The sequence below is a fragment of the Micromonospora sp. NPDC050187 genome (assembly GCF_044459745.1).
Lineage (GTDB): Bacteria > Actinomycetota > Actinomycetes > Mycobacteriales > Micromonosporaceae > Micromonospora.
Window position 1 is genome coordinate 1 of record NZ_JBITJH010000043.1, and the last position, 21,543, is coordinate 21,543.

The 21,543-nt window shown below is 72.9% G+C and carries 22 protein-coding genes; 4 read left to right on the top strand and 18 right to left on the bottom strand.

The genetic code is table 11. The features are described from left to right. Positions 1 to 86 precede the first annotated feature (86 nt). From coaBC to pyrR, 12 genes are all read right to left on the bottom strand, one after another. Positions 87 to 1,295, bottom strand: coding sequence for a bifunctional phosphopantothenoylcysteine decarboxylase/phosphopantothenate--cysteine ligase CoaBC (gene coaBC / locus ACIBJE_RS31235; protein WP_396753875.1), 1,209 nt, complete (start codon positions 1,293 to 1,295; stop codon positions 87 to 89). 15 nt (positions 1,296 to 1,310) lie between these two features. Continuing rightward, positions 1,311 to 1,574 (bottom strand): DNA-directed RNA polymerase subunit omega, encoded by a 264-nt coding sequence (gene rpoZ, locus ACIBJE_RS31240; RefSeq protein ID WP_088984941.1) that lies wholly within the window; start codon positions 1,572 to 1,574, stop codon positions 1,311 to 1,313. Between the two features lie 49 nt (positions 1,575 to 1,623). Further along, positions 1,624 to 2,157 carry a guanylate kinase gene (locus ACIBJE_RS31245; RefSeq protein WP_396753876.1) on the bottom strand — a complete coding sequence of 178 codons (534 nt, stop codon included), beginning with the start codon at positions 2,155 to 2,157 and terminating at the stop codon, positions 1,624 to 1,626. Positions 2,158 to 2,183: 26 nt separating this feature from the next. Then, positions 2,184 to 2,501 carry an integration host factor, actinobacterial type gene (gene mihF / locus ACIBJE_RS31250; RefSeq protein ID WP_088984943.1) on the bottom strand — a complete coding sequence of 106 codons (318 nt, stop codon included), beginning with the start codon at positions 2,499 to 2,501 and terminating at the stop codon, positions 2,184 to 2,186. A 171-nt stretch (positions 2,502 to 2,672) separates the two neighbouring features. Then, entirely contained in the window at positions 2,673 to 3,518 is an 846-nt protein-coding gene (gene pyrF, locus ACIBJE_RS31255; protein WP_396753877.1) for an orotidine-5'-phosphate decarboxylase, read from the bottom strand. 152 nt (positions 3,519 to 3,670) lie between these two features. Next, positions 3,671 to 4,945 (bottom strand): adenosylmethionine--8-amino-7-oxononanoate transaminase, encoded by a 1,275-nt coding sequence (locus ACIBJE_RS31260; RefSeq protein WP_396753878.1) that lies wholly within the window; start codon positions 4,943 to 4,945, stop codon positions 3,671 to 3,673. A 57-nt stretch (positions 4,946 to 5,002) separates the two neighbouring features. After that, the gene (locus ACIBJE_RS31265; protein ID WP_396753890.1) at positions 5,003 to 6,043 is read right to left on the bottom strand and encodes a quinone-dependent dihydroorotate dehydrogenase; all 1,041 of its coding nucleotides are present in this window, start codon (positions 6,041 to 6,043) and stop codon (positions 5,003 to 5,005) included. Positions 6,044 to 6,146: 103 nt separating this feature from the next. Then, the gene (carB, locus tag ACIBJE_RS31270; RefSeq protein WP_396753879.1) at positions 6,147 to 9,524 is read right to left on the bottom strand and encodes a carbamoyl-phosphate synthase large subunit; all 3,378 of its coding nucleotides are present in this window, start codon (positions 9,522 to 9,524) and stop codon (positions 6,147 to 6,149) included. Beyond that, positions 9,517 to 10,692 carry a glutamine-hydrolyzing carbamoyl-phosphate synthase small subunit gene (gene carA, locus ACIBJE_RS31275; RefSeq protein ID WP_396753880.1) on the bottom strand — a complete coding sequence of 392 codons (1,176 nt, stop codon included), beginning with the start codon at positions 10,690 to 10,692 and terminating at the stop codon, positions 9,517 to 9,519. Before carA ends, carB begins: the two co-directional genes overlap by 8 nt. Next, on the bottom strand, positions 10,689 to 11,966 hold the full coding sequence (locus tag ACIBJE_RS31280; protein WP_396753881.1) for a dihydroorotase: 1,278 nt from the start codon (positions 11,964 to 11,966) through the stop codon (positions 10,689 to 10,691). Before ACIBJE_RS31280 ends, carA begins: the two co-directional genes overlap by 4 nt. Beyond that, a complete protein-coding gene (locus ACIBJE_RS31285; RefSeq protein WP_396753882.1) occupies positions 11,963 to 12,889 on the bottom strand; it encodes an aspartate carbamoyltransferase catalytic subunit in 927 nt (308 codons plus the stop codon). Before ACIBJE_RS31285 ends, ACIBJE_RS31280 begins: the two co-directional genes overlap by 4 nt. Then, positions 12,886 to 13,470 carry a bifunctional pyr operon transcriptional regulator/uracil phosphoribosyltransferase PyrR gene (gene pyrR, locus ACIBJE_RS31290; RefSeq protein WP_396753883.1) on the bottom strand — a complete coding sequence of 195 codons (585 nt, stop codon included), beginning with the start codon at positions 13,468 to 13,470 and terminating at the stop codon, positions 12,886 to 12,888. The genes ACIBJE_RS31285 and pyrR overlap by 4 nt, the downstream gene beginning before the upstream one ends. 287 nt (positions 13,471 to 13,757) lie before the next feature. Here pyrR and ACIBJE_RS31295 point away from each other — a divergent pair, with 287 nt between their 5' ends. Further along, the gene (locus tag ACIBJE_RS31295) at positions 13,758 to 14,246 is read left to right on the top strand and encodes a transcriptional regulator (RefSeq protein WP_018253136.1); all 489 of its coding nucleotides are present in this window, start codon (positions 13,758 to 13,760) and stop codon (positions 14,244 to 14,246) included. A gap of 147 nt (positions 14,247 to 14,393) precedes the next feature. Here ACIBJE_RS31295 and nusB read toward each other — a convergent pair whose 3' ends face one another. The 4 genes from nusB to aroB form a co-directional block, all read right to left on the bottom strand. Then, positions 14,394 to 14,804 carry a transcription antitermination factor NusB gene (gene nusB / locus ACIBJE_RS31300; protein WP_396753891.1) on the bottom strand — a complete coding sequence of 137 codons (411 nt, stop codon included), beginning with the start codon at positions 14,802 to 14,804 and terminating at the stop codon, positions 14,394 to 14,396. A gap of 23 nt (positions 14,805 to 14,827) precedes the next feature. Beyond that, the gene (efp, locus tag ACIBJE_RS31305; protein ID WP_088984953.1) at positions 14,828 to 15,385 is read right to left on the bottom strand and encodes an elongation factor P; all 558 of its coding nucleotides are present in this window, start codon (positions 15,383 to 15,385) and stop codon (positions 14,828 to 14,830) included. Positions 15,386 to 15,519: 134 nt separating this feature from the next. Continuing rightward, positions 15,520 to 15,951, bottom strand: coding sequence for a type II 3-dehydroquinate dehydratase (gene aroQ, locus ACIBJE_RS31310; RefSeq protein ID WP_396753884.1), 432 nt, complete (start codon positions 15,949 to 15,951; stop codon positions 15,520 to 15,522). Further along, positions 15,948 to 17,027 carry a 3-dehydroquinate synthase gene (gene aroB / locus ACIBJE_RS31315; protein ID WP_396753885.1) on the bottom strand — a complete coding sequence of 360 codons (1,080 nt, stop codon included), beginning with the start codon at positions 17,025 to 17,027 and terminating at the stop codon, positions 15,948 to 15,950. The genes aroQ and aroB overlap by 4 nt, the downstream gene beginning before the upstream one ends. Before the next feature lie 140 nt (positions 17,028 to 17,167). Here aroB and ACIBJE_RS31320 point away from each other — a divergent pair, with 140 nt between their 5' ends. Together ACIBJE_RS31320 and ACIBJE_RS31325 are read left to right on the top strand one after the other, a co-directional pair. Continuing rightward, positions 17,168 to 17,743 carry a DUF2243 domain-containing protein gene (locus ACIBJE_RS31320; protein WP_396753886.1) on the top strand — a complete coding sequence of 192 codons (576 nt, stop codon included), beginning with the start codon at positions 17,168 to 17,170 and terminating at the stop codon, positions 17,741 to 17,743. After that, entirely contained in the window at positions 17,740 to 18,552 is an 813-nt protein-coding gene (locus ACIBJE_RS31325) for a cytochrome c oxidase assembly protein (protein ID WP_396753887.1), read from the top strand. The genes ACIBJE_RS31320 and ACIBJE_RS31325 overlap by 4 nt, the downstream gene beginning before the upstream one ends. On the opposite strand, the gene ACIBJE_RS31330 is transcribed toward ACIBJE_RS31325, so the two are convergent. Next, positions 18,521 to 19,027 (bottom strand): shikimate kinase, encoded by a 507-nt coding sequence (locus ACIBJE_RS31330; protein WP_396753892.1) that lies wholly within the window; start codon positions 19,025 to 19,027, stop codon positions 18,521 to 18,523. The two genes, ACIBJE_RS31325 and ACIBJE_RS31330, sit on opposite strands and share 32 nt — an antisense overlap. A gap of 120 nt (positions 19,028 to 19,147) precedes the next feature. Further along, positions 19,148 to 20,326 (bottom strand): chorismate synthase, encoded by a 1,179-nt coding sequence (gene aroC, locus ACIBJE_RS31335; protein ID WP_396753888.1) that lies wholly within the window; start codon positions 20,324 to 20,326, stop codon positions 19,148 to 19,150. A gap of 224 nt (positions 20,327 to 20,550) precedes the next feature. Between aroC and ACIBJE_RS31340 the strand changes: the two genes are divergently transcribed. Then, positions 20,551 to 21,513, top strand: a complete 963-nt coding sequence (locus ACIBJE_RS31340; RefSeq protein ID WP_396753889.1) for an FAD-dependent monooxygenase — start codon at positions 20,551 to 20,553, stop codon at positions 21,511 to 21,513. Positions 21,514 to 21,543: the final 30 nt, after the last annotated feature.

Genomic DNA, 21,543 nt, shown 5'->3' on the forward strand with positions numbered 1-21,543 from the left:
GCGTGTCACGGCACTCCTAAGTTGTGAAGGGGTCGTTCCGCGGCAGTGTAGTCATTACCGCCCAGGTGTGTGGGGTGCTCTCCGGGTCACGCAGGGGTCGTGAGCCGGGGTACCACGAGATCCCAGACGTCGTCGGCCAGGTCCTCCTTGGTGCGTTCCGGGATCACCCGGGTCGAACCGTCCGCACCGATGACGGTCGCCGCGTTCGTCTCGGCACCGAAGACCTTGTCCACGCCGACCTCATTGATCACGATGAGGTCCGCCCGCTTGCGGGCGAGCTTCGCCCGACCGTTGGCCTCCGCGTCGCCGGTCTCGGCGGCGAACACCACCAGCACCTGTCCCGCTCGGCGCCGCCCACCCAGCTCGGCGGCGATGTCCGGGTTGGTCACCAGGTCGATGGTGGGCGCGGCACCGTCCTCCGACTTCTTGATTTTGCCAGGCGCGTAGGTCGCCGGACGGAAATCGGCCGGAGCCGCCGCCATCACCACCACGTCGGCCGTCTCGGCCGCCGCCAGGGTGGCGGCGCGCAACTCCTCGGTGGTGCCGACCCGGACCAGGTCCACCCCGGCGGGGTCGGGCAGCGAGACGTTGGCGGCGATCAGGGTCACCCGGGCTCCCCGGGCGACGGCGGCGCGGGCGAAGGCGTACCCCTGTTTCCCGGAGGACCGGTTGCCGAGGAAGCGCACCGGGTCGAGCGGTTCCCGGGTGCCGCCGGCGGTGACCACCACCCGGCGTCCGACCAGGTCGGCGGAGGCGTCAGCACCCCGATGCAACGCGCGTCGCGCCACCGCGAAGATCTCGGCCGGGTCGGGCAGCCGGCCCTTGCCGGTGTCGGCGCCGGTCAGCCGGCCGACCGCCGGCTCGATCACCAGGACACCCCGGGCGCGCAGGGTGGCCACGTTCGCCACGGTGGCCGGGTTTTCCCACATCTCGGTGTGCATCGCGGGCGCGAGCACCACCGGACAGCGGGCGGTCAGCAGGGTGTTGGTGAGCAGGTCGTCGGCGAGCCCGTGGGCCGCCTTGGCCAGCAGGTCGGCGGTGGTCGGCGCGACCACGACCAGATCGGCCTGCTGACCGAGACGGACGTGCGGCACCTCGTGCACGTCCGTCCAGACGTCGTCGGCCACCGGTTGACCGGACAGTGCCGCCCAGGTCGGCGCCCCGACGAAGCGGAGCGCCGACGCGGTCGGCACGACCCGGACCCGGTGGCCCGACTCGGTGAAGAGCCTCAGCAGCTCACATGCCTTGTAGGCGGCGATGCCGCCGCCTACCCCGAGGACGATCCGGGCGGACATCGGCGCGGGGGCGGGTTACGGCTGGTCGGTCGGCTCGGCGGTGAGCAGACCGGCGTTGATCTCGCGCATCGCGATCGAGAGCGGCTTCTCCTGAGGGGTGGTCTCCACGAGCGGGCCGACGTACTCCAGCAGGCCCTCACCGAGCTGGCTGTAGTAGGCGTTGACCTGACGGGCGCGCTTGGCGGCGAAGATCACCAGCGCGTACTTCGAGGAGGTCTTCTCCAGCAGCTCGTCGATCGGCGGGTTGGTGATGCCCTCGGGGTTGGCGATGGTTCCCACGAATTTGAACCTCTGCGTCTGAGTGGACCGGCCGCGGCGCGGCGGGCGGTCAACCGCGCGGTCGCGGCTGGACCGGTGCCGGAAAGGACGAACCGAGCAATCCTACCAGCTCGTCCGCGACCCGTCCGAGCAGGTCGTGCCGGACGGTCAGCTCGAACGCGTCGGCGGTCCGCGCGTCGGGGCGGAAACCGGGCGGGACGAGCAGCACCAGCCGGGCATCCGGTTCGGCCGCACGGACGCGCAGCGCGCCGTCCGGGTCGAGCGGGAGGAGGACCGGACGCCCGACGACGAGCCGGGCCCGTACCGGGCGGTGCGGTGTCCCCCGCAGGTACGGTCCGACCCGGCTCCACTCGAGCAGTCGCCCCTCGGCGATCATCCGCGCGAATCCGGCCGGGTCGAGGAAGATCCGGTCCACCCCGTGCACCTCGTGCCCGCGTCGCGGCCGGGTGGTGGCCGACACGGGCGTCCACGTCGCCGGGAAACGCGCCCGGACCGCCTCGACCACACTGACCCGGCCGGCCCCGGAGGGGCTGGCGAGGACAGTCAGCCGAGCCGCCGGGCGCGTCTCGTCAGCCGTGCTCACCGCTTGTTTGTACCCGCTGTCACGGGTCAGTTCCCGGCGAACTCTCCAAGCAGAGCCTTGCGCTGCTGGTCACCGAGGCCACGCAGCCGGCGGCTGTCGGCGATCTTGAGCTTCTCCATGATCTGGGTCGCCCGGATCTTGCCGATACCCGGCATGGCCTGGAGGACGGCCGAGACCTTCAGCTTGCCCACGACGTCGTCGGCCTCCGCCCGCTCGAGGACGGAGGCGAGGGTGGTCTTGCCCTGCTTGAGCTGCTCCTTCAGCTCAGCACGGGCCTTGCGGATCTCCGCGGCCTTCTCCAGCGCGGCCGCGCGCTGCTCAGGGGTAAGTGACGGGAGCGGCACCAGTTCTCCTCAGGTCCCTATCGCGGCGGGCGGGACGCGCCGCCGCTTCTGTGAAACGTGGTGTCGCTGGGAACCAAAGGGGTCCGTGGTTCCCAGCGCGGGGAAAACTAGCGGTCAGCGGAGCTTTCGGCAACGTGGACGCGCGCTCGCCACCCCGTGGTGACCGACCCGTCAGTCAGTTTCCCCGCGCTGGAGGACCCGTCGGCAGTCGCTCAGGACCTGCTCTGCCGCCGTCCGCAGCGCGGCCGGATCGGGGCCGGCGGAGAGCACCTGGCGGGAGTACGACGGCAGCACCGCAGAGAGTGCGGAGCCGAAGACGGTACGCAGATCCGCCGCCGCGCCGCCCTGCGCGCCGAGCCCCGGAGCGAGCAGCGGGCCGTGGACCCGGGAGAGGTCGTGACCGGTGTCGCCGATCGTCGCCCCGACCACCAGCCCGATGCTGCCGAGCGACTCCACACCGGCGTTGAGCTGCGCAATCTCGTCGATGACCGTCTGCGCGACGGTCCGCCCGTCCGCGCCCCGCGCACGCTGCACCGCACCGCCCTCGGGGTTGGAGGTCAGCGCCAGCACGAAGACGCCGCCGCCGTGCCGGGCCGCCGTGTCGAACATCGGGGCCAGCGAACCTACTCCCAGGTAGGGGCTCGCCGTCACCGCGTCGACATACAGCGGGCTGGATGGATCGAGGTACGCGTCGGCGTACGCGGCGACGGTCGATCCGATGTCGCCCCGCTTGACGTCGAGGAGAACGAGCGCGCCCGCTTTACGCAACTGTCGGATAGTTGACTCAAGCACGGCCACTCCACCGGAGCCGTGCCGCTCGAAGAAGGCCGACTGCGGTTTGAACACCGCGACCCGGTCACCGAGGGCTTCCGTGACGGTCCGGGTGAACCGGTCAAGACCCGAGACGTCGTCCGGCAGACCCCAACGGGCCAGCAGCCCGGGGTGCGGGTCGATCCCCACGCAGAGCGGCCCGCGTTCCCGCATCGCCCGGTGCAGCCGGGTTCCGAAGCTCTCCATCTGTCCCTCTCCCTCTCGTGTCCCGCCCTCCGAGGGCGGCCTGCCGCTCCACCGTCCCCGTGACGGCGTCGCGCGTCCATGCACCCACCCCGTGCCACCCTCGGCCGTCCACGTGGCGGCCAGGGCCCCTGGCGTCCACTGCGGACGGTGGTTCAGCCCGCCGCCACCGCGGCGGCGATGCCCGCGGTGATCCGGGCCAGGTCCGCGTCGTCGGTCAGGTACGGCGGCATGGTGTAGACCAGGTCGCGGAACGGGCGCAGCCAGACCCCCTCGGCGACCGCGGCGGCGGTCGCCGCCGGCAGGTCCACCTCGTGGTCGAGCTGCACCACGCCGATCGCGCCGAGCACCCGGACGTCCCGTACCCCGGCAGCGCCCCGCAACGGCGCCAGACCGGTCCGTAACCCCCGCCCCACCCTGGACACCTCGGCGGCCCAGTCTCCGGCCCGCAGCAGCCCGATGGAGGCGTTCGCGACGGCACAGGCGAGCGGATTGCCCATGAACGTCGGGCCGTGCGCCAGCACGCCGTCGACGGAGATGCCCCGGGCGATCTCGGCGGTGCAGAGCGCGGCGGCCAGGGTCAGGTAGCCGCCGGTGAGCGCCTTGCCGACACAGAGCACGTCGGGGCTCACCCCGGCGTGCTCGGCGGCGAACATCGTCCCGGTCCGACCGAACCCGGTGGCGATCTCGTCGAAGACGAGCAGGATCCCGTGGGCACGGGTCACCTCACGCAGCACCCGCAGGTAGTGCGGGTGGTGGAACCGCATCCCGCCGGCCCCCTGCACCACCGGCTCGACGATCACCGCCGCCAGCTCGTGCGCGTGCCGTTCGACCGCGTCGACCAGCGCCGCCTCGTACGCCGGGTCGACCGGGCCGCCGAAGTCGCCCGGCGGTGCGGGGGCGAAGACCTGACGGGGCAGCACGTCGGTCCAGAGGTGGTGCATGCCCCCCTCCGGGTCGCAGACGCTCATCGGGTGGAAGGTGTCCCCGTGGTAGCCGCCCCGCCAGGTGCCGAGCCGGTGCCGTTCCGGCCGCCCGCTGGCCCGCTGGTACTGCAGGCACATCTTCACCGCGACCTCGACGGCGACCGACCCGGAGTCGCAGAGGAAGACCCGCTCCAGGCCGGGCGGGGCCAGTTCGACGAGGGTGCGCGCCAGCCGGACGGCCGGCTCGTGGGTCAGCCCGCCGAACATCACGTGGCTCATCCGGCCGAGCTGGTCGACCACCGCCGCGTCGAGCACCGGGTGCCGGTAGCCGTGGATGGCCGCCCACCAGGACGACATCCCGTCGACCAGCTCGCGCCCGTCGGCCAGGCGCAGCCGGACCCCCCGCGCGCTCTCGACCACGTACGGCGGCACGGCCGGCGGCAGCGGCGCGTACGGATGCCACACGTGCTCCCGGTCCCCCGCCAGGATCTCCTCAGGCGTCACGGACCCTCCCGCCTCTCCGGTTCCTCGTGGCGGTGACGCGTGCGGTCGGCACGCGACCTAGACCGCCGGGGCGGTGGCGCGGTCCGCGCGGGCGACGGCCCGGACCGCGGCCCGCACCAGGGCCGGACCCCGGTAGATGAAACCCGTGTAGAGCTGCACCAGGCTGGCCCCCGCGTCGACCATGCGGGCCGCGTCGTCCGGGTCGACGATCCCGCCCACCCCGATCACCGGCAGCCGGCCACCGGTCTCCCGGTGCACGAAGGCCACCACCTCCCGGGCCCGGGCGGCGAGCGGGCGGCCGGAGAGTCCCCCGGTCTCCGCGCCCCGCGCGCGGTCGTCCGGAGCGAGCCCGTCGCGGGCCAGGGTGGTGTTGGTGGCGATCACTCCGGCCGCGCCCCGGTCCAGACAGACCTCCAGCAGTTCGGCGACGGCCGGCTCGGTCAGGTCCGGGGCGATCTTCACCAGCACCGGCTTCTCCCCCACCAGCGCGGCGAGCAGCGCGTCGAGGTGCTCCCGGTCCTGGAGGGCGCGCAGGCCCGGGGTGTTCGGCGAGGAGACGTTGACCGCGAAGTAGTCGCCGTGGTCCCGCAACGCCCGGTAGGAGGCGAGGTAGTCCGTCACCGCCTCCTCCAGCGGCGTCACCTTGGACTTGCCGAGCGAGATGCCCAGCGGTACGCCGAGCGGGCGGGGCAGCGCGGCCAGCCGGGCGGCGAGCGCCTCGGCCCCCGCGTTGTTGAAGCCCATCCGGTTGACCACGGCCTCGCTGTCGCGCAGCCGGAACAACCGGGGCCGGGGGTTGCCCGGCTGCGGACGGGCGGTCACCGTGCCGACCTCGACGAAGCCGAAGCCCAGCGCCGGCCAGGCCGGCAGCGCCACCCCGTTCTTGTCCATGCCGGCGGCCAGTCCGACCGGGTTCGGGAACCGCACGCCGAAGACGGTGCGCGGCGCGGACACCGCGTACCGCGCCCGCATCCCGGCGAGCACCGCCGGCCGCCCGGACACCCCGGCGAGCCGCCGAAGCGTCCACTCGTGCGCCGTCTCGGCGTCCCCGCCCCCGATCCGGAACAGCCCCGGCCGCACCACCCGCTCGAACATCACCACGCCGCCCCCTCCACCGGTGATTCGGGGTCGATCAAGAGATTCGCGTCGCGGAACCGGCCCGGACCGGACGCGAACCTCTTGATCACCGTGGTGGGCGGGGTCACTGGGCGGCCCGGAGGGTGGCGTGGAGTTCCTGGAGCGGACGGACGTGCATGTCGCCCCGGATCCGGGCCTCGATGCCCATGACGGCCGCCGCCGCGCCGGGGACGGTGGTGATGCAGGGGATGTCGGCGGTGACCGCCGCGCTGCGGATCTCGTACCCGTCGGAGCGGGCGCTCGCCCCCGAGCCCTGCGGTGTGTTGATCACCAACGCCACCTCGCCGCCGAGGATCAGCGACACCGCGTCCTCCCCGGCACCGGCCTCGTAGTGCTTGCGGATCTGCTCGCACGCGATGCCGTACCGGCGCAGCACCTCGGCCGTGCCGGTGGTCGCCAGGATCTCGAAGCCCAGGTCGGCCAGGCGCTTCACCGGGAAGATCATGGCGCGCTTGTCCCGGTTCGCCACCGAGACGAAGATCCGACCGGAGGTGGGCAGCGAGCCGTACGCCGCGGACTGGCTCTTGGCGAAGGCGTGCCCGAACGAGGTGTCGATGCCCATCACCTCACCGGTGGACTTCATCTCCGGGCCGAGCAGCGAGTCCACGCCCTGGCCGGCGGGCGTGCGGAACCGCTTGAACGGCAGCACCGCCTCCTTGACCGCGATCGGGGCGTCCGGCGGCGGCGTGCCCCCGTCACCGGAGGCCGGCAACAGGCCCTCGGCGCGCAGTTCCGCGATGGTCGCGCCGAGCGCGATCCGGGCCGCCGCCTTGGCCAACGGCACCGCCGTGGCCTTCGAGACGAACGGCACGGTCCGCGAGGCGCGCGGGTTGGCCTCCAGCACGTAGAGCACGTCGTCCTTGAGCGCGTACTGCACGTTGAGCAGCCCCCGCACCCCGACGCCCCGGGCGATCGCCTCGGTGTACCGGCGGACCTGCGCCACGTGCGAGCCGACCAGGGTGATCGGCGGCAGCACGCAGGACGAGTCGCCGGAGTGGATGCCGGCCTCCTCGATGTGCTCCATCACGCCACCGAGGTAGACCTCGCCGTCGGCGTCGCAGAGCGCGTCCACGTCGATCTCGATCGCGTCGTCGAGGAAGTGGTCCACCAGGACCGGGTGGTTCGGGGAGATGTCGGTGGCCCGGCCGATGTAGTCGCGCAGCGTCGGGTCGTCGTAGACGATCTCCATGCCCCGCCCGCCGAGCACGTACGAGGGACGGACCAGCACCGGGTAGCCGATCTCGTCGGCGATCGCCTTCGCCTCCTCGTACGAGGTGGCGGTGCCGTGCGCGGGCGCGCGCAGGCCGGCCCGGGCCAGCACCGCGCCGAACGCGCCCCGCTCCTCAGCGAGGTGGATCGACTCCGGGGAGGTGCCGACCACCGGCACCCCGGCGTCCTTGAGCCGCTGCGCCAACCCGAGCGGGGTCTGCCCGCCGAGCTGGACGACCACCCCGACCACGCCCGGTCCGCCGGCCGCCTTCCCGGAGGTGTCCTCGGCGTGCCACACCTCCAGCACGTCCTCGAAGGTGAGCGGCTCGAAGTAGAGCCGGTCGGCGGTGTCGTAGTCGGTGGAGACGGTCTCCGGGTTGCAGTTGACCATGACCGTCTCGTAGCCGGCCGCCCGCAGCGCCATCACCGCGTGCACGCAGGAGTAGTCGAACTCGATGCCCTGGCCGATCCGGTTCGGCCCGGAGCCCAGGATCAGCACCTTCGGCCGGTCCGAGCCGACCACCTCGGTCTCCGAGTCGTAGGAGGAGTAGTGGTACGGGGTGGTGGCGGCGAACTCGGCCGCGCAGGTGTCCACCGTCTTGTAGACCGGCCGGACGTCGAGGCGGTGCCGCAGGGTGCGTACGCCGTCCTCGGCGGCCAGCTCCGGCCGGAGCGCGGCGAGCTGCCGGTCGGAGAGCCCGGCCCGCTTGGCCCGGCGCAGCAGGTCCCCGTCGAGCACCGGGGCGGCGACGATCTCGGCGCGCAGCTCGACCAGGGCGGCGATCTGGTCGAGGAACCAGGGGTCGATCCCCCCGGAGGCCGCGACGACCTCGGCGACCGACGCGCCGAGCCGCAGCGCCCGCTCGACGGTGTAGAGCCGACCGTCGTGCGGCACGCGCAGCGCCTCGAGGGTGTTCTCCTTCGTCACCTCGGCCGGACCCGCGCCTGTCGCGGCGGCGACGACCGAGTCGGGGACGGTCCAGAACCCGGCCCCCTTGGTCTCCATCGAGCGCATCGCCTTGTTCAGCGCCTCGGTGAAGTTCCGGCCCAGGCTCATCGCCTCGCCGACCGACTTCATCGTGGTGGTCAGCTCCCGGTCCGCGCCGGGGAACTTCTCGAACGCGAAGCGGGGGATCTTGACCACGACGTAGTCGAGCGTCGGCTCGAACGCCGCCGGCGTCTTCAGCGTGATGTCGTTGGGGATCTCGTCCAGCGTGTAGCCGATGGCGAGCTTCGCGGCGATCTTCGCGATCGGGAAGCCGGTCGCCTTGGAGGCCAGCGCGGACGAGCGGGACACCCGCGGGTTCATCTCGATGACCACGATCCGACCGTCGGCCGGGTTCACCGCGAACTGGATGTTGCAGCCACCGGTGTCCACGCCGACCTCACGCAGCACCGCGATGCCCAGGTCACGCAGGCGCTGGTACTCCCGGTCGGTCAGGGTCATGGCCGGGGCGACGGTGACGCTGTCGCCGGTGTGCACGCCCATCGGGTCGACGTTCTCGATCGAGCAGACCACCACGACGTTGTCGTTGCGGTCCCGCATCAGCTCGAGTTCGTACTCCTTCCAGCCGAGCACGCTCTCCTCGATGAGCACCTCGTGCACCGGGCTGGCGGCCAGCCCGGCCCCGGCGATGCGCTCCAGGTCCTCCGCCGAGTGCGCCATGCCGGAGCCGAGGCCGCCCATCGTGAACGACGGCCGGATCACCACCGGCAGGCCCAGCTCGACGGCGGTGTCCCGGACCTCGTCCATCGAGTGGCAGACCCGGGAGCGGGGCACCAGGGCGGCCGGGTCGTCGAAGCCCAACCGGACACCGGCCTTGGCGACGATGTCCTTGAACAGCTGCCGGTCCTCACCGCGCCGGATCGCGTCGATGTTCGCGCCGATCAGCTCGACGCCGTACTTGTCCAGCACACCGGCCTCGTGCAGAGCGACCGCGGTGTTCAGCGCGGTCTGCCCGCCGAGGGTGGGCAGCAGGGCGTCGGGGCGCTCCTTGGCGATGACCAGCTCGACGAACTCCGGCGTGATCGGCTCGACGTAGGTGGCGTCGGCGAACTCCGGGTCGGTCATGATGGTCGCCGGGTTGGAGTTGACCAGGCTGACCCGGATCCCCTCGCCGCGCAGCACGCGGCAGGCCTGGGTGCCGGAGTAGTCGAACTCGCAGGCCTGGCCGATGACGATCGGCCCGGAGCCGATCACCAGGACGTGCTTGAGATCGGTCCGCTTAGGCATTCCTACCGCCTTCACTGTGGTTCCGGTCGGGGCCGCGACCCTCGATCAGTTCGGCGAAGCGGTCGAAGAGGTAGTCCGCGTCGTGCGGGCCGGCCGCCGCCTCGGGGTGGTACTGGACGGTGAACGCGGGCACGTCCTTCGCCCGCAGGCCCTCGACCACGTTGTCGTTGAGGCAGACATGACTGACCTCGACCCCGCCGAACTCGGTGTCGACGATCCGGTCGGGCACCACGGCTCCCGGCTCGGCCCCCGGGAACTGGACGGCGAAGCCGTGGTTGTGGCTGGTCACCTCGACCTTGCCGGTGGCCCGGTCCAGCACCGGCTGGTTGATGCCCCGGTGGCCGTACCCGAGCTTGTAGGTGCCGAACCCGAGGGCCCGGCCGAGCAACTGGCTGCCGAAGCAGATCCCGAACAGCGGCACCCGGCGGCGCAGCACCTCGCGGGCCAGGGCGACCGGGACGTCGGCGGTGGCCGGGTCGCCGGGGCCGGGCGAGAGGAAGACCGCGTCCGCACCGGTGGCCAGCACCTCGTCGATGGTCGAGGAGGCGGGCAGCACGTGGGTGGTGACGCCCCGCGCGGCGAGCCGGCGCGGCACGTTGCGCTTGATGCCCAGGTCGAGCGCGGCGACGGTGAAGCGGTGCGCCCCCTCCGCCTTGACCACGTACGGCTCGGCGGTGGTCACCTCGGCGGAGAGGTCCGCGCCGACCATCGGGGGCGCCTGCCGGACCCGGGCCAGCAGGGCACGCGGGTCGTCGGAGACGCTGGAGACGCCGACCCGCATCGCACCGCGTTCCCGCAGGTGGCGGGTGAGCGCCCGGGTGTCCACCCCGCTGATGCCGACCACGCCCTCGGCTTCCAGGCGCTCCTCCAGACCGCCGGTGGACCGCCAGTTCGAGGCGGTCCGGGCCGGGTCGCGGACCACGTACCCGGCGACCCAGATCCGGCCGGACTCGTCGTCCTCGCCGTTGACGCCGGTGTTGCCGATGTGCGGGGCGGTCTGCACCACCACCTGCCGGTGGTAGGAGGGGTCGGTCAGGGTCTCCTGGTAGCCGGTCATGCCGGTGTTGAAGACCGCCTCGCCGAAGGTCTCGCCGACGCTGCCGTACGCCTCGCCGTGGAACGTGCGTCCGTCCTCCAGGACCAGGATCGCCGGTCGCCTGCGACTCATTTCACTGCCTTTCCGTCCAGGACCGTCGGCTCGCCGCGCAGGAAGGTCGCCACGATGCGACCCGGCAGCGTCATGCGGGCGTACGGGGTGTTGCGACTGCGGCTGGCCAGTTCGGCCGGCTCGATCACGCGCCGGGCGGCCGGGTCGACCAGGGTGAGGTTCGCCGGGACTCCGGGGGCCGGGTCCCGGCCGTGGGTGTCCAGGCCGGCGATGCGGGCCGGGGCGCGGGACATCCGCTCCGCGATGAGGTCCCATTCCGGACCGAGCACGTCGAGGGCGATCGACAGCGCCGTCTCCAGCCCGAGCATGCCCGGCCGGGCGTACGCCCACTCGCACTCCTTGTCCTCCACCGCGTGCGGGGCGTGGTCGGTGGCCACGATGTCGATCACGCCCTCGACCAGCGCGGCCCGCAGGGCGGCGATGTCGGTGGCGGTGCGCAGCGGCGGGTTGACCTTGTAGACCGGGTCGTACGTCTCGGCGCGCTCGTCGGTGAGCAGCAGGTGGTGCGGGGTGACCTCGGCGGTGACCCGGATGCCGCGCGCTTTGGCCTGGCGCAGCACCTCGACGCTGCCGGCCGTGGAGACGTGGCAGACGTGCAACCGGCTGCCGACGTGCTCGGCGAGCAGCACGTCCCGGGCGATGATCGCCTCCTCGGCGACCGCCGGCCAACCGGTCAGCCCGAGCCGGGTGGAGACCTCGCCCTCGTGCATCTGCGCGCCCTCGGTGAGCCGGGGCTCCTCGGCGTGCTGGGCGATGACCCCGTCGAACGCCTTGACGTACTCCAGCGCCCGGCGCATCAGCTTCGGGTCGGCGACGCAGTGCCCGTCGTCGGAGAAGATCCGCACCCGGGCCGCCGAGTCGGCCATCGCGCCCAGCTCGGCGAGGCGCTCGCCGGCCAGCCCGACGGTGACCGCGCCGATCGGCTGGACGTCGACCAGTCCGGCCTCCCGGCCGAGCCGCCAGACCTGCTCGACCACGCCGGCGGTGTCGGCGACCGGGGAGGTGTTCGCCATCGCGCAGACCGCCGTGTAGCCGCCGAGCGCCGCCGCGCGGGAACCGGTCTCGACGGTCTCGGCGTCCTCCCGGCCCGGCTCACGCAGGTGGGTGTGCAGGTCGACCAGGCCGGGCAGGGCGACCAGGCCGTCGGCGTCGAGCACGGTGGCTCCCGCCGCGTCCAGGCCCCGGCCGGTCCCGGCCACGACGCCGTCACGGACGAGCAGGTCGGTGGGGTCGCCGCCGACGACGCTGACCCCCTTGATCAGGTACGCGGTCATTGGTTGTTCCCCCCGAGCAGCAGGTAGAGGACGGCCATCCGGACGGAGACCCCGTTGGTGACCTGTTCGACGATGGTGGAGCGGGGCGAGTCGGCCACCTCGGGAGTGATCTCCATCCCCCGGTTCATCGGGCCGGGGTGCATGACGATCGCGTGCTCCGGCAGGCGGGCCATCCGGGGCCCGTCCAGGCCGTAGCGGCGGGCGTACTCGCGGGCGGAGGGGAAGTAGGAGTCACTCATCCGCTCCCGCTGCACCCGCAGCATCATCACCACGTCCGCCTCGGGCAGCACGGCGTCGAGGTCGTAGGAGACGTCGGTGCCGGGCGCGAGGGCCGCCGCGATGTCCACCGGGATCAGGGTGGGTGGCCCGACCAGGGTGACCTTCGCCCCGAGGGTGGACAGCAGCAGCACGTTGGAGCGGGCCACCCGGCTGTGCAGCACGTCACCGACCACCGCGACGTGCAGGCCGGCGATCCGGCCGAGCCGGGACCGCATCGTGTACGCGTCCAGCAGCGCCTGGGTCGGGTGCTCGTGGGTGCCGTCCCCGGCGTTGACCACGCTGCCGTCGACCCAGTTCGCCAGGCGGTGCGGGGCACCGGAGGCCGGGTGGCGGACCACCACCGCGTCGGCCCCCATCGCCTGGAGGGTGAGGGCGGTGTCCTTCAGGCTCTCGCCCTTGGCGACGCTGGAGCCCTTCGCCGAAAAGTTGATCACATCGGCGCTGAGTCGCTTCGCCGCCGCCTCGAACGAGATCCGGGTGCGGGTGGAGTCCTCGTAGAAGAGGTTGACCACGGTCCGGCCGCGCAACGCCGGCAGTTTCTTGACCTCCCGCCCGGCGACGGTGGCCATCTGGGCGGCGGTGTCCAGGACCAGGGTGGCGGTGGACGCGTCCAGGTCCGCGCCGGAGAGCAGGTGACGGATCATGAGGGGGCACCCCCGTAGAGCTTGACCTCGTCGGTGCCGTCCACCTCGGCGAGGGTGACCTTCACGCTCTCGGCGAGCGCGGTCGGGATGTTCTTGCCGACGTAGTCGGCCCGGATGGGCAGTTCCCGGTGTCCCCGGTCGACCAGGACGGCGAGCTGTACCGAGGAGGGCCGGCCGACGTCGTTGAGCGCGTCCAGGGCGGCCCGGACGGTGCGTCCGGAGAAGAGCACGTCGTCGACGAGGACGACCCGCTTGCCGTCGATCCCGCCGGGCGGCACCTCGGTCGGGCCGACCGCCCGGACGGCGTGCCGGCGCAGGTCGTCGCGGTAGAGCGTGATGTCGAGCACGCCGACCGGTACGGCGATGTCCTCGAAGGCGCTGATCCGGGCGGCGAGGCGGCGGGCCAGCGGCGCGCCCCGGGTCGGGATGCCGAGCAGGACGGTGTCGGCGGCGCCCTGGGTCTTCTCCAGGATCTGGTGGGCGATGCGGTCGACCACGCGCTGCACGTCAGCGCTGGCGAGGATCACCTTTACCGAGGGTTGCCTCGGCACCGGGGATCGGGCAGCCGACGGGTAGGCCACGGCGGACCTCCTTCCCCGCCTCACGGGACGGGTCGTTAAAGGACGTCTGACTCCCCCGGACCGGCCGCGAACGGCTCCGACCGGGGACTTCAGGCCACGTTACCAGTGGTCACCGCCGCCCCGGTCGGGCGGCTGCTGATTCGCAAATCAGTCCCGAAATGCGGATAGATCGACCCGGCGATCCCAACAGGTGTGTCACGAGCACTTGACCACGTGTCGCAATCCCCGTACCGTCACGCTCCGTAGCGATAGCTGGGAGAACCCCGAGCAGCACTGGGAGTGTCCGAATGCCCTCTGAATACGCCAAGTCGCTGGGCGCCCGCCTGCGCTCCATCCGCCAGCAGCAGGGCCTGTCCCTGCAGGGCGTGGAGGAGAAGTCCAACGGCCGCTGGAAGGCCGTCGTGGTCGGGTCGTACGAGCGCGGTGACCGGGCCGTCACCGTGTCCCGCCTGGCGGAGCTGGCCGATTTCTACCGCGTACCCGTCTCCGAGCTGCTGCCCGACGGCAGTGGCGTCCGGCACGAGCCGACCAGCAAGATCGTGCTGGACCTGGAGCGGCTCTACGACGAGGCGTCGGAGGAACTGGCCTACGTGGCCCGGTACGCCCGCGCCATCCAGCAGCAGCGCGGTGACTACAACGGCCGGGTCCTCTCGATCCGCGCCGACGACCTGCGGGCCCTGGCCATCGTGTACGACGCCTCGCCCTCCGGCCTGATCGAACGGCTCAACGAGCACGGTGTGCTGGTCGCCGACCCCCGGGCGTTCTTCGCGTCCTGACACCCGCTGTCACATTCGAGGGGCCCGCGCCGGGCGGCGCGGGCCCCTCGGGTGCGTACGGTGCGGTCGACGCCGGGCAGTGTCGCGGTGACGCCGGTGGTGTCGCGATCCGACGGGTCGACAGGGCTGCCGGTGACGCGGACCGGTTCAGCGGGCGGCGTAGTCGGCGATCCGGCCGAGGATGCCGTTGAGGAAGCGCGGCGAGTCGTCGGTCGACATCTGCCGGGCCAGCTCGACGGCCTCGCTGATGGCCACCGCGTCGTCGATGTCGTCGTGGTACAGCAGCTCGTAGACCGCGATCCGGGCGAGATTCCGGTCGATCACCGGCATCCGGTCGAGGGTCCACCCCTCGGCGTAGCTGGCGATCAGCTCGTCGATCCGGTCGAGGTGCGCGGCGACCCCCTCGACCAGGCTCACGGCGTAGTCGAGGTGCTCCGGGCGGGGCTTCTCGATCCGCTCGACGTAGCCGGCGAGCACCTCCACCGGCGGCCGGCTACGCAGGTCGGCCTCGTAGAGCACGTCCAGCGCCCGCTTGCGCGCCTTGCGGCGCGCCGGCATCTGCTGCTTGGGAGCCTCGGCCATCAGGCGCGGCCGAGGTAACGACCGTCGCGGGTGTCGACCTTGATCTTCTCGCCGGTGGTGATGAAGAGCGGCACCTGCACGGTCGCGCCGGTCTCGACGGTGGCCGGCTTGTTGCCCCCGGTGGAACGGTCGCCCTGGAGACCCGGCTCGGTGTAGGTGACCTCCAGCACGACGCTGGTCGCCAGCTCGACGTAGAGCGGCACACCCTCGTGGGTGGCGACGATCGCCTCCGCCTCGGGGAGGAGGTAGTTCGCCGCGTCACCCACCGTCGCGCCGGGGACGGTGATCTGGTCGAACGTCTCCAGGTCCATGAAGACGAAGTCCTCGCCGTCGGCGTAGAGGTACTGCATGGTGCGCTTGTCGACGGTCGCGGTCTCGACCTTGGTACCCGCGTTGAAGGTCTTGTCGACGACCTTGCCGGAGAGCACGTTCTTCAGCGTGGTGCGGACGAAGGCACCGCCCTTGCCCGGCTTGACGTGCTGGAACTCCACGACAGCCCAGAGCCCCCCGTCAAGGTTGAGTACCAGGCCGTTCTTGAGGTCGTTGGTGGTGGCCATTTCCTGCCTTGATCATCAATTGGCGGACAGACCTTGGAAGTCTACTAGCTGCGACGCGGGGCGGCTGCCGCCGGCCGGCCCGGTCCGCCGCCGCGATCCGCCCACCCGGACGACCGCTCTGTCGACCCGACCGGTCAGTGGACGTGGGTGGCCAGGTGGTGCAGGGCCAGGCGGTAGCCGTCCAGCCCCAGACCGCAGATCACCCCGGTCGCCACGGCGGAGACCACCGAGTGGTGCCGGAACTCCTCCCGGGCGTGGATGTTGGAGATGTGCACCTCGACCAGCGGCCCACGAAGCATGGCGCAGGCGTCCCGCACCGCGTACGAGTAGTGCGACCAGGCCGCCGGGTTGAGCACCACGGCCGCGCCCTCGTCGGCGGCGGTGTGCAGCCACCCGATCAGCTCGTGTTCGGCGTCGGTCTGCCGGACCGTCACGTCCAGCCCCAGGTCCCGGGCGGTGCGCTCGCAGAGCGCCACCAGGTCGGCGTAGCTGGTCGCGCCGTAGACGTCGACCTGCCGGGTGCCCAGCCGGCCCAGGTTCACCCCGTTCAGCACGTACACCCTCACGCCGCCACCCCCTCGCGGAAGGCGGCGTGCAGCAGTTCGTCGTCCGGGTCCTCGAGGATCGCCGGCCGGGCCAGCCCGTCGAGCACCACGAACCGCAGCCGGGCACCGCGCGCCTTCTTGTCCACCCGCATCGTGGCGAGCAGATCCGGCCAGGCCTGGGCCGGGTAGCTCGTCGGCAGGCCCAGGGCCGTCACGACCGTGCGGTGCCGCTCGGCGGTCGCCGCGTCCAGCCGGCCGGCCAGCCGGGAGAGCGTGCCGGCATAGACCAGCCCGACCGAGACGGCGTGCCCGTGCCGCCAGCGGTAACCCTCCACCTTCTCGATCGCGTGGGCCAGGGTGTGGCCGTAGTTGAGCACCTCCCGGATCCCCGACTCGCGCAGGTCACCGGAGACCACGTCCGCCTTGACCCGGATCGCCCGCTCGATCAGCTCGCGGGTCACCGGTCCGGTCGGGTCGGCGGCGGCGGCCGGATCCCGGGTGACCAGGTCGAGGATCGCCGGGTCGGCGATGAAACCGCACTTGACCACCTCGGCGAGCCCGGCGGTCAGGTCGACGGCGGGGAGGCTGTCCAGCACCGCCAGGTCGCAGAGGACGCCGGCCGGCGGGTGGAACGCACCGACCAGGTTCTTGCCCGCGGCGGTGTTGATCCCGGTCTTGCCGCCGACCGCGGCGTCGACCATGCCGAGCAGCGAGGTCGCCACCGGCACCCAGCGCACCCCGCGCAGCCAGCTCGCGGCGACGAACCCGGCCAGGTCGGTGACCGCGCCGCCGCCCACCCCGACCACCGCGTCGTTACGGGTGACATTCGCCGCGCCGAGCCGGTCCCAGCAGTGGGCGGCCACCTCGATCTGCTTGCCGGCCTCGGCGTCGGGCACCTCGATCGGCAGCGGTTCGACGCCGGCCGCGCGCAGCCGGCCGCCGAGCACGTCGGCCAGCCACTTCAGCGGCGGGGCGTACAGCACCGCCGCGCGGGTCGCGCCGGGGAGCAGGCCGGGCAGCGCGTCCCAGAGGCCACGTCCCACGAGTACGTCGTACGGGCGCTCGCCACCGACCGGGATCCGGGTCATCTCGTCCATCGCTGCGGAGCCTAGCCGAGGGGCGGCCCGATCCGGCCCGACCGTCCACCTGGTGACCGCATACCGGACAACGGCGTTTAACCAGGCAGGGACCGGGCAGGTCCCGGACCGGTCCGGATCCACCACCTTGGAGGTCCCGCATGCCAACCCGCACGATCGAAGAGGCCGACATCCGGCTTCCCGCCATCCTGCTCGGCGTCGGCCTGGGTGGCTTCGTCGACGGCATCCTGCTGCACCAGGTGCTCCAGTGGCACCACATGCTCAGCGCGACCGGCAGCGACAACGTCGGCATCCGGGAGTACCCGGTGGACACCGTCCCCGGCCTGCGGATGAACACCCTCTGGGACGGGATCTTCCACGTGGTGACCTGGGTGTCGGTGCTGGCCGGTCTGGCCCTGCTGCACGCCCGGGTGACCCGCTCCCGGAACCGGTTGTGGCGCTCCCGCACCCTCTGGGGCTGGGCGCTGGTCGGCTGGGGCCTGTTCAACCTGGTGGAGGGGGTCGTCGACCACCACCTGCTCGGCATCCACCACGTCCGGGAGGGCGAGCACCGGCTCTGGTGGGACCTCGGCTTCCTCGCCCTCGGCGCGATCCTGGTCGCCGCCGGCTGGCTGCTCCAGCGCAGCGACGGCCGGGGCGAACCACCCACCGGTGACGAGCCGCACGCCACGGAGGGGCTGCCCGGCGGCACCGGATCGCCCGGCGGACGACGGTGAACGTCCTGGCCCACGGCGGGAGCCACACCGCGCCGCCCGGCGTGGACCCAACGCTGGTCGTACCGCTGCTGCTGACCGGGGTCTACCTGGCCGGGGTGCTCCGACAGCGCCACGCCGGCCGGCCCTGGAGTCCCTGGCGGACCACGGCGTTCGGCGCCGGGACGCTGCTGCTCGGCGTCGGCCTGGCCGTGCCCGCGCACGACCTCGTCGGACACATGTCGCAGCACCTGCTGCTCGGCATGCTCGCGCCGCTGGGCCTGGTGCTCGGTGCCCCCGGGACGCTGGCCCTGCGCACCCTCGACCGGTCCGCCGGACGGACCGCGATCCGCTGGCTGGGTCATCCGGTCGCCCGGGTGGTCGCCCACCCGGTCAGCGGTCTGCTGCTCACCGTCGGCGGGCTCTGGTTGCTCTACCTCACCCCGCTCTACCGGGCGAGCCTCGACCACCCGTCGGTGCACCACCTGCTCCAGGTGCACTTCCTGCTCAGCGGGTACCTCTTCACCTGGTCGATCGCCGGGCCGGACCCGGGGCCGCACCGCCCCCGGGTGCCGGTGCGCCTGGTCGTGGTCGGCGTGGCGGTCGCCGGGCACGCCGCCCTCGCCCAACTCCTGTACGCCGGGCTGCTGGTCGACGTGCCGGCCACCGGCGCGGAGCTGCGCGCCGGGGCGACCATCATGTACTACGGCGGGGACCTGGCCGAGATCCTGCTCGCGCTGGCGCTGCTGGCCACCTGGCGGCCGGAGGCACGGCCCGCGCGCCGGCCCCGCCCCGCGGTGGTCAGCGGTCGAGCAGCGTCAGCACCTCGGTGACGATGTCCTCGGGGTCGCGCCCGTCGGTGACCACCGTGGCGGTCGCCACCTCCTGGTAGAACGGGCGGCGCTGGTCCAGCAGGTACCGCAGCGTCGCCCTCGGGTTGATCGCCAGCAGCGGCCGGCCGGCGCCCAGGTCGACCCGCCTGATCGCGTCGGTCAACTCGACGCTCAGATACACCACGGTGTGCCCGACCAGGGCGGCGCGGTTCTCCTCGGCGAGGACCGCGCCACCGCCGAGGGCGAGCACGCCGGAGCAGGAGGCCAGTCCCGCCGCCACCGCCGCCCGTTCGAGGGTACGGAAGTGCGTCTCCCCCTCGTCGACGAAGATCTCCGGGATCGGCTTGCCGGCCATCCGCTCGATGTCCTCGTCGGTGTCCCGGAACTCCACGTCGAGCGCGGTGGCGAGCGCCCGGCCGACGGTGGTCTTACCCGCCCCCGGCGCTCCCACCAGCACGCAGACCGGCCGACTCACGCTCACCGGGCCGGCCCTCCGTTCGCGACTGCGGGGCTCCGCTCCGCTGCACTCCTCGCGCTCACCTTGCCGACCTTTTGTTCGCGACTGCGGGGCTCCGCTCCGCTGCACTCCTCGCGCTCACCGGATCACCAGGGCGTCGAGGTAGCCGGCGAGGTTACGGCGGATCTCGGCCACCGAGTCACCGCCGAACTTCTCCGTGGTGGCCTCGGCGAGCACCAGGGCGACCATCGCCTCGGCGACCACCGCCGCAGCCGGTACGGCGCAGACGTCCGACCGCTGGTTGATCGCGGTGGCCGGCTCGCCGGTGGTCACGTCGACCGTGGCGAGGGCCCGGTTCAGCGAGGAGATCGGCTTCATCGCGGCCCGCACCCGCAGCGGCTCACCGGTGGTGATGCCCCCCTCCAGGCCGCCGGCCCGGTCGGTCACCCGGCGCACCCCGGTCGGGGTCGGCACCATCTCGTCGTGCGCCTCGGAGCCCCGGGAACGCGCCTGCTGCCAACCGTCGCCGATCTCGACCCCCTTGATCGCCTGGATCGACATCAGCGCGGTGGCCAGCCGGGCGTCGAGCTTGCGGTCCCACTGCACGTGGCTGCCGAGGCCAGGCGGCACCCCGTACGCGAGCACCTCGACCACGCCACCGAGGGTGTCGGCGGCCTTCTTCGCGGCGTCGACCTCGGCGACCATCCGGGCGCTCGCCTCGGGGTCGAGGCAGCGCAGCGGGTCCGCGTCGATGCGCGCGGTGTCCTCCGGTCGGGGCCGCAGCCCCGGCTCGACCGCGATCGGGCCCAGTTCCACCACGTGCGAGACGATCTCGATGCCGAGGGTCTGCTTCACCAGCGCCTTGGCGACGGTCCCGACGGCGACCCGGGCCGCGGTCTCCCGGGCGCTGGCCCGCTCCAGGATCGGCCGGGCGTCGGTGTGCCCGTACTTCTGCATGCCGGCCAGGTCGGCGTGACCGGGACGGGGGCGGGTCAGCGGCGCGTTGCGCGCCTGCCCGGCCAGCTCGTCCGCGTCGACCGGGTCGGCCGCCATCACCGTGCGCCACTTGGGCCACTCCGAGTTGCCGACCCGGATCGCCACCGGGCTGCCGATGGTCACACCGTGCCGGAGCCCACCGATGACCTCGATCTCGTCCTGCTCGAAGGCCATCCGCGCGCCCCGGCCGTAGCCGAGTCGACGGCGGGCCAGCTCGGCGGAGATCTCCCCGGTGGTGACCTCGACCCCGGCGGGAACGCCCTCCAGGAGCGCGACCAGGGCGGGACCGTGCGATTCACCTGCAGTCAACCAGCGCAACACCGGATCAGTTTGGCACGCCCCGCATCCGTCACAGCGCACCGGCCACCGCGTCCCGCCCTGCGGACGCCGCCGGACGCGAGCGGGACCCGGCGGACTCCGTCCGGCTTCGCGTCACCGGTCGAGAGCGCGGCTCGAGTCAACCTGGAGAAGCGCTCGTACCCGCTCCCCTAGCGTCGAAGGCGCTACGACACCGGCGGCGGGCGATCCCGGGAAGCGGACGTGACATGACGAGCAGACGGCACCGGACGGACGTGCTGGTGGTGGGCGCCGGCCCGGTCGGGTTGACGATGGCGGCGGAACTGGCCCGGTACGGCGTCGAGTCCACCGTCGCCGGGTCCGGGGGCCGATGGCACGACCTGCCCTGCCGGGTCGCTGCGGTCCGGCCGTACGACGACCGGGTGGAGGCCCGGCTCGTCGACCTCCGCGACGGCGCGGTGACCGTGGTGACCGCCGACTGGCTGGTCGCCTGCGACGGTGCCGCCGCTCCGCTGCGCCCCGGGGCCGCCACGCGCCCTGCCGACGGCGGTCACCCGGCCCCGGACGGCGGCCGTCCCGACCGGGTGTTCCGCTGTGGTGGTGACCGCCCGGGCGCGGACGGGCACGGCAGTGGCGGAAACGACGGCGGCGGGCACGGGGGCGTCGGCGACGCGGTCAACCTCGGCTGGAAGCTGGCCGCCACGCTCCGGGGCTGGGCGGGTGCGGTGCTGCTCGACAGCTACCACGAGGAACGACGGCCGGCGGACCCGGGCCGACCCGTCGGCCACCACTACCGCTCGTCGATCGTGGCCGACGACGAGACCGATTCGCCGGCCCCGTTCGACGAGGCGTTGCCCGGAATGCCCGCGCCGCCCGTCCCGCTGGCCGCGCGGATCACCGTCCACGACCTCGTCCGGCACGGGTTCGCCCTGTTGCGCCTCACGGATCCGTGGTCGCCGCGCGCCGACGTCCCGCACCCGCCGGGCGTGCCCGCGCTGCGGGCCGCGTTCGCCGCCGCCGGGGTGCCGTTCACCGTGCACGACTGCCGCGACACCGTGGTGGCCCACCGGTACCGGCGACCGTTCGTGCTGCTGCGGCCGGACGGGTACGTGGCCTGGCGGGGCTGGTGCCCGCCGGCCGACCCGGTGGCCCTGGTGGATCTGGTCCGGGGCGCGACCCCACGTCCCGCCCCCGTCCCGGCAACCGTCTGAACCGAACCCGAGAGGAACACTGTGGCACGT

What these genes read in the sequence shown, in the direction of transcription:
- efp (WP_088984953.1), bottom strand. Translation starts at nt 15,385, where the DNA reads ATGGCCACCACCAACGACCTCAAGAACGGCCTGGTACTCAACCTTGAC.
- coaBC (WP_396753875.1), bottom strand. Translation starts at nt 1,295, where the DNA reads ATGTCCGCCCGGATCGTCCTCGGGGTAGGCGGCGGCATCGCCGCCTAC.
- pyrF (WP_396753877.1), bottom strand. Translation starts at nt 3,518, where the DNA reads ATGGAGAGCTTCGGAACCCGGCTGCACCGGGCGATGCGGGAACGCGGG.
- nusB (WP_396753891.1), bottom strand. Translation starts at nt 14,804, where the DNA reads ATGCCGGCGCGCCGCAAGGCGCGCAAGCGGGCGCTGGACGTGCTCTAC.
- carA (WP_396753880.1), bottom strand. Translation starts at nt 10,692, where the DNA reads ATGAGTCGCAGGCGACCGGCGATCCTGGTCCTGGAGGACGGACGCACG.
- ACIBJE_RS31285 (WP_396753882.1), bottom strand. Translation starts at nt 12,889, where the DNA reads ATGATCCGTCACCTGCTCTCCGGCGCGGACCTGGACGCGTCCACCGCC.
- ACIBJE_RS31295 (WP_018253136.1), top strand. Translation starts at nt 13,758, where the DNA reads ATGCCCTCTGAATACGCCAAGTCGCTGGGCGCCCGCCTGCGCTCCATC.
- ACIBJE_RS31340 (WP_396753889.1), top strand. Translation starts at nt 20,551, where the DNA reads ATGACGAGCAGACGGCACCGGACGGACGTGCTGGTGGTGGGCGCCGGC.
- ACIBJE_RS31320 (WP_396753886.1), top strand. Translation starts at nt 17,168, where the DNA reads ATGCCAACCCGCACGATCGAAGAGGCCGACATCCGGCTTCCCGCCATC.
- ACIBJE_RS31280 (WP_396753881.1), bottom strand. Translation starts at nt 11,966, where the DNA reads ATGACCGCGTACCTGATCAAGGGGGTCAGCGTCGTCGGCGGCGACCCC.
- carB (WP_396753879.1), bottom strand. Translation starts at nt 9,524, where the DNA reads ATGCCTAAGCGGACCGATCTCAAGCACGTCCTGGTGATCGGCTCCGGG.
- aroB (WP_396753885.1), bottom strand. Translation starts at nt 17,027, where the DNA reads ATGGACGAGATGACCCGGATCCCGGTCGGTGGCGAGCGCCCGTACGAC.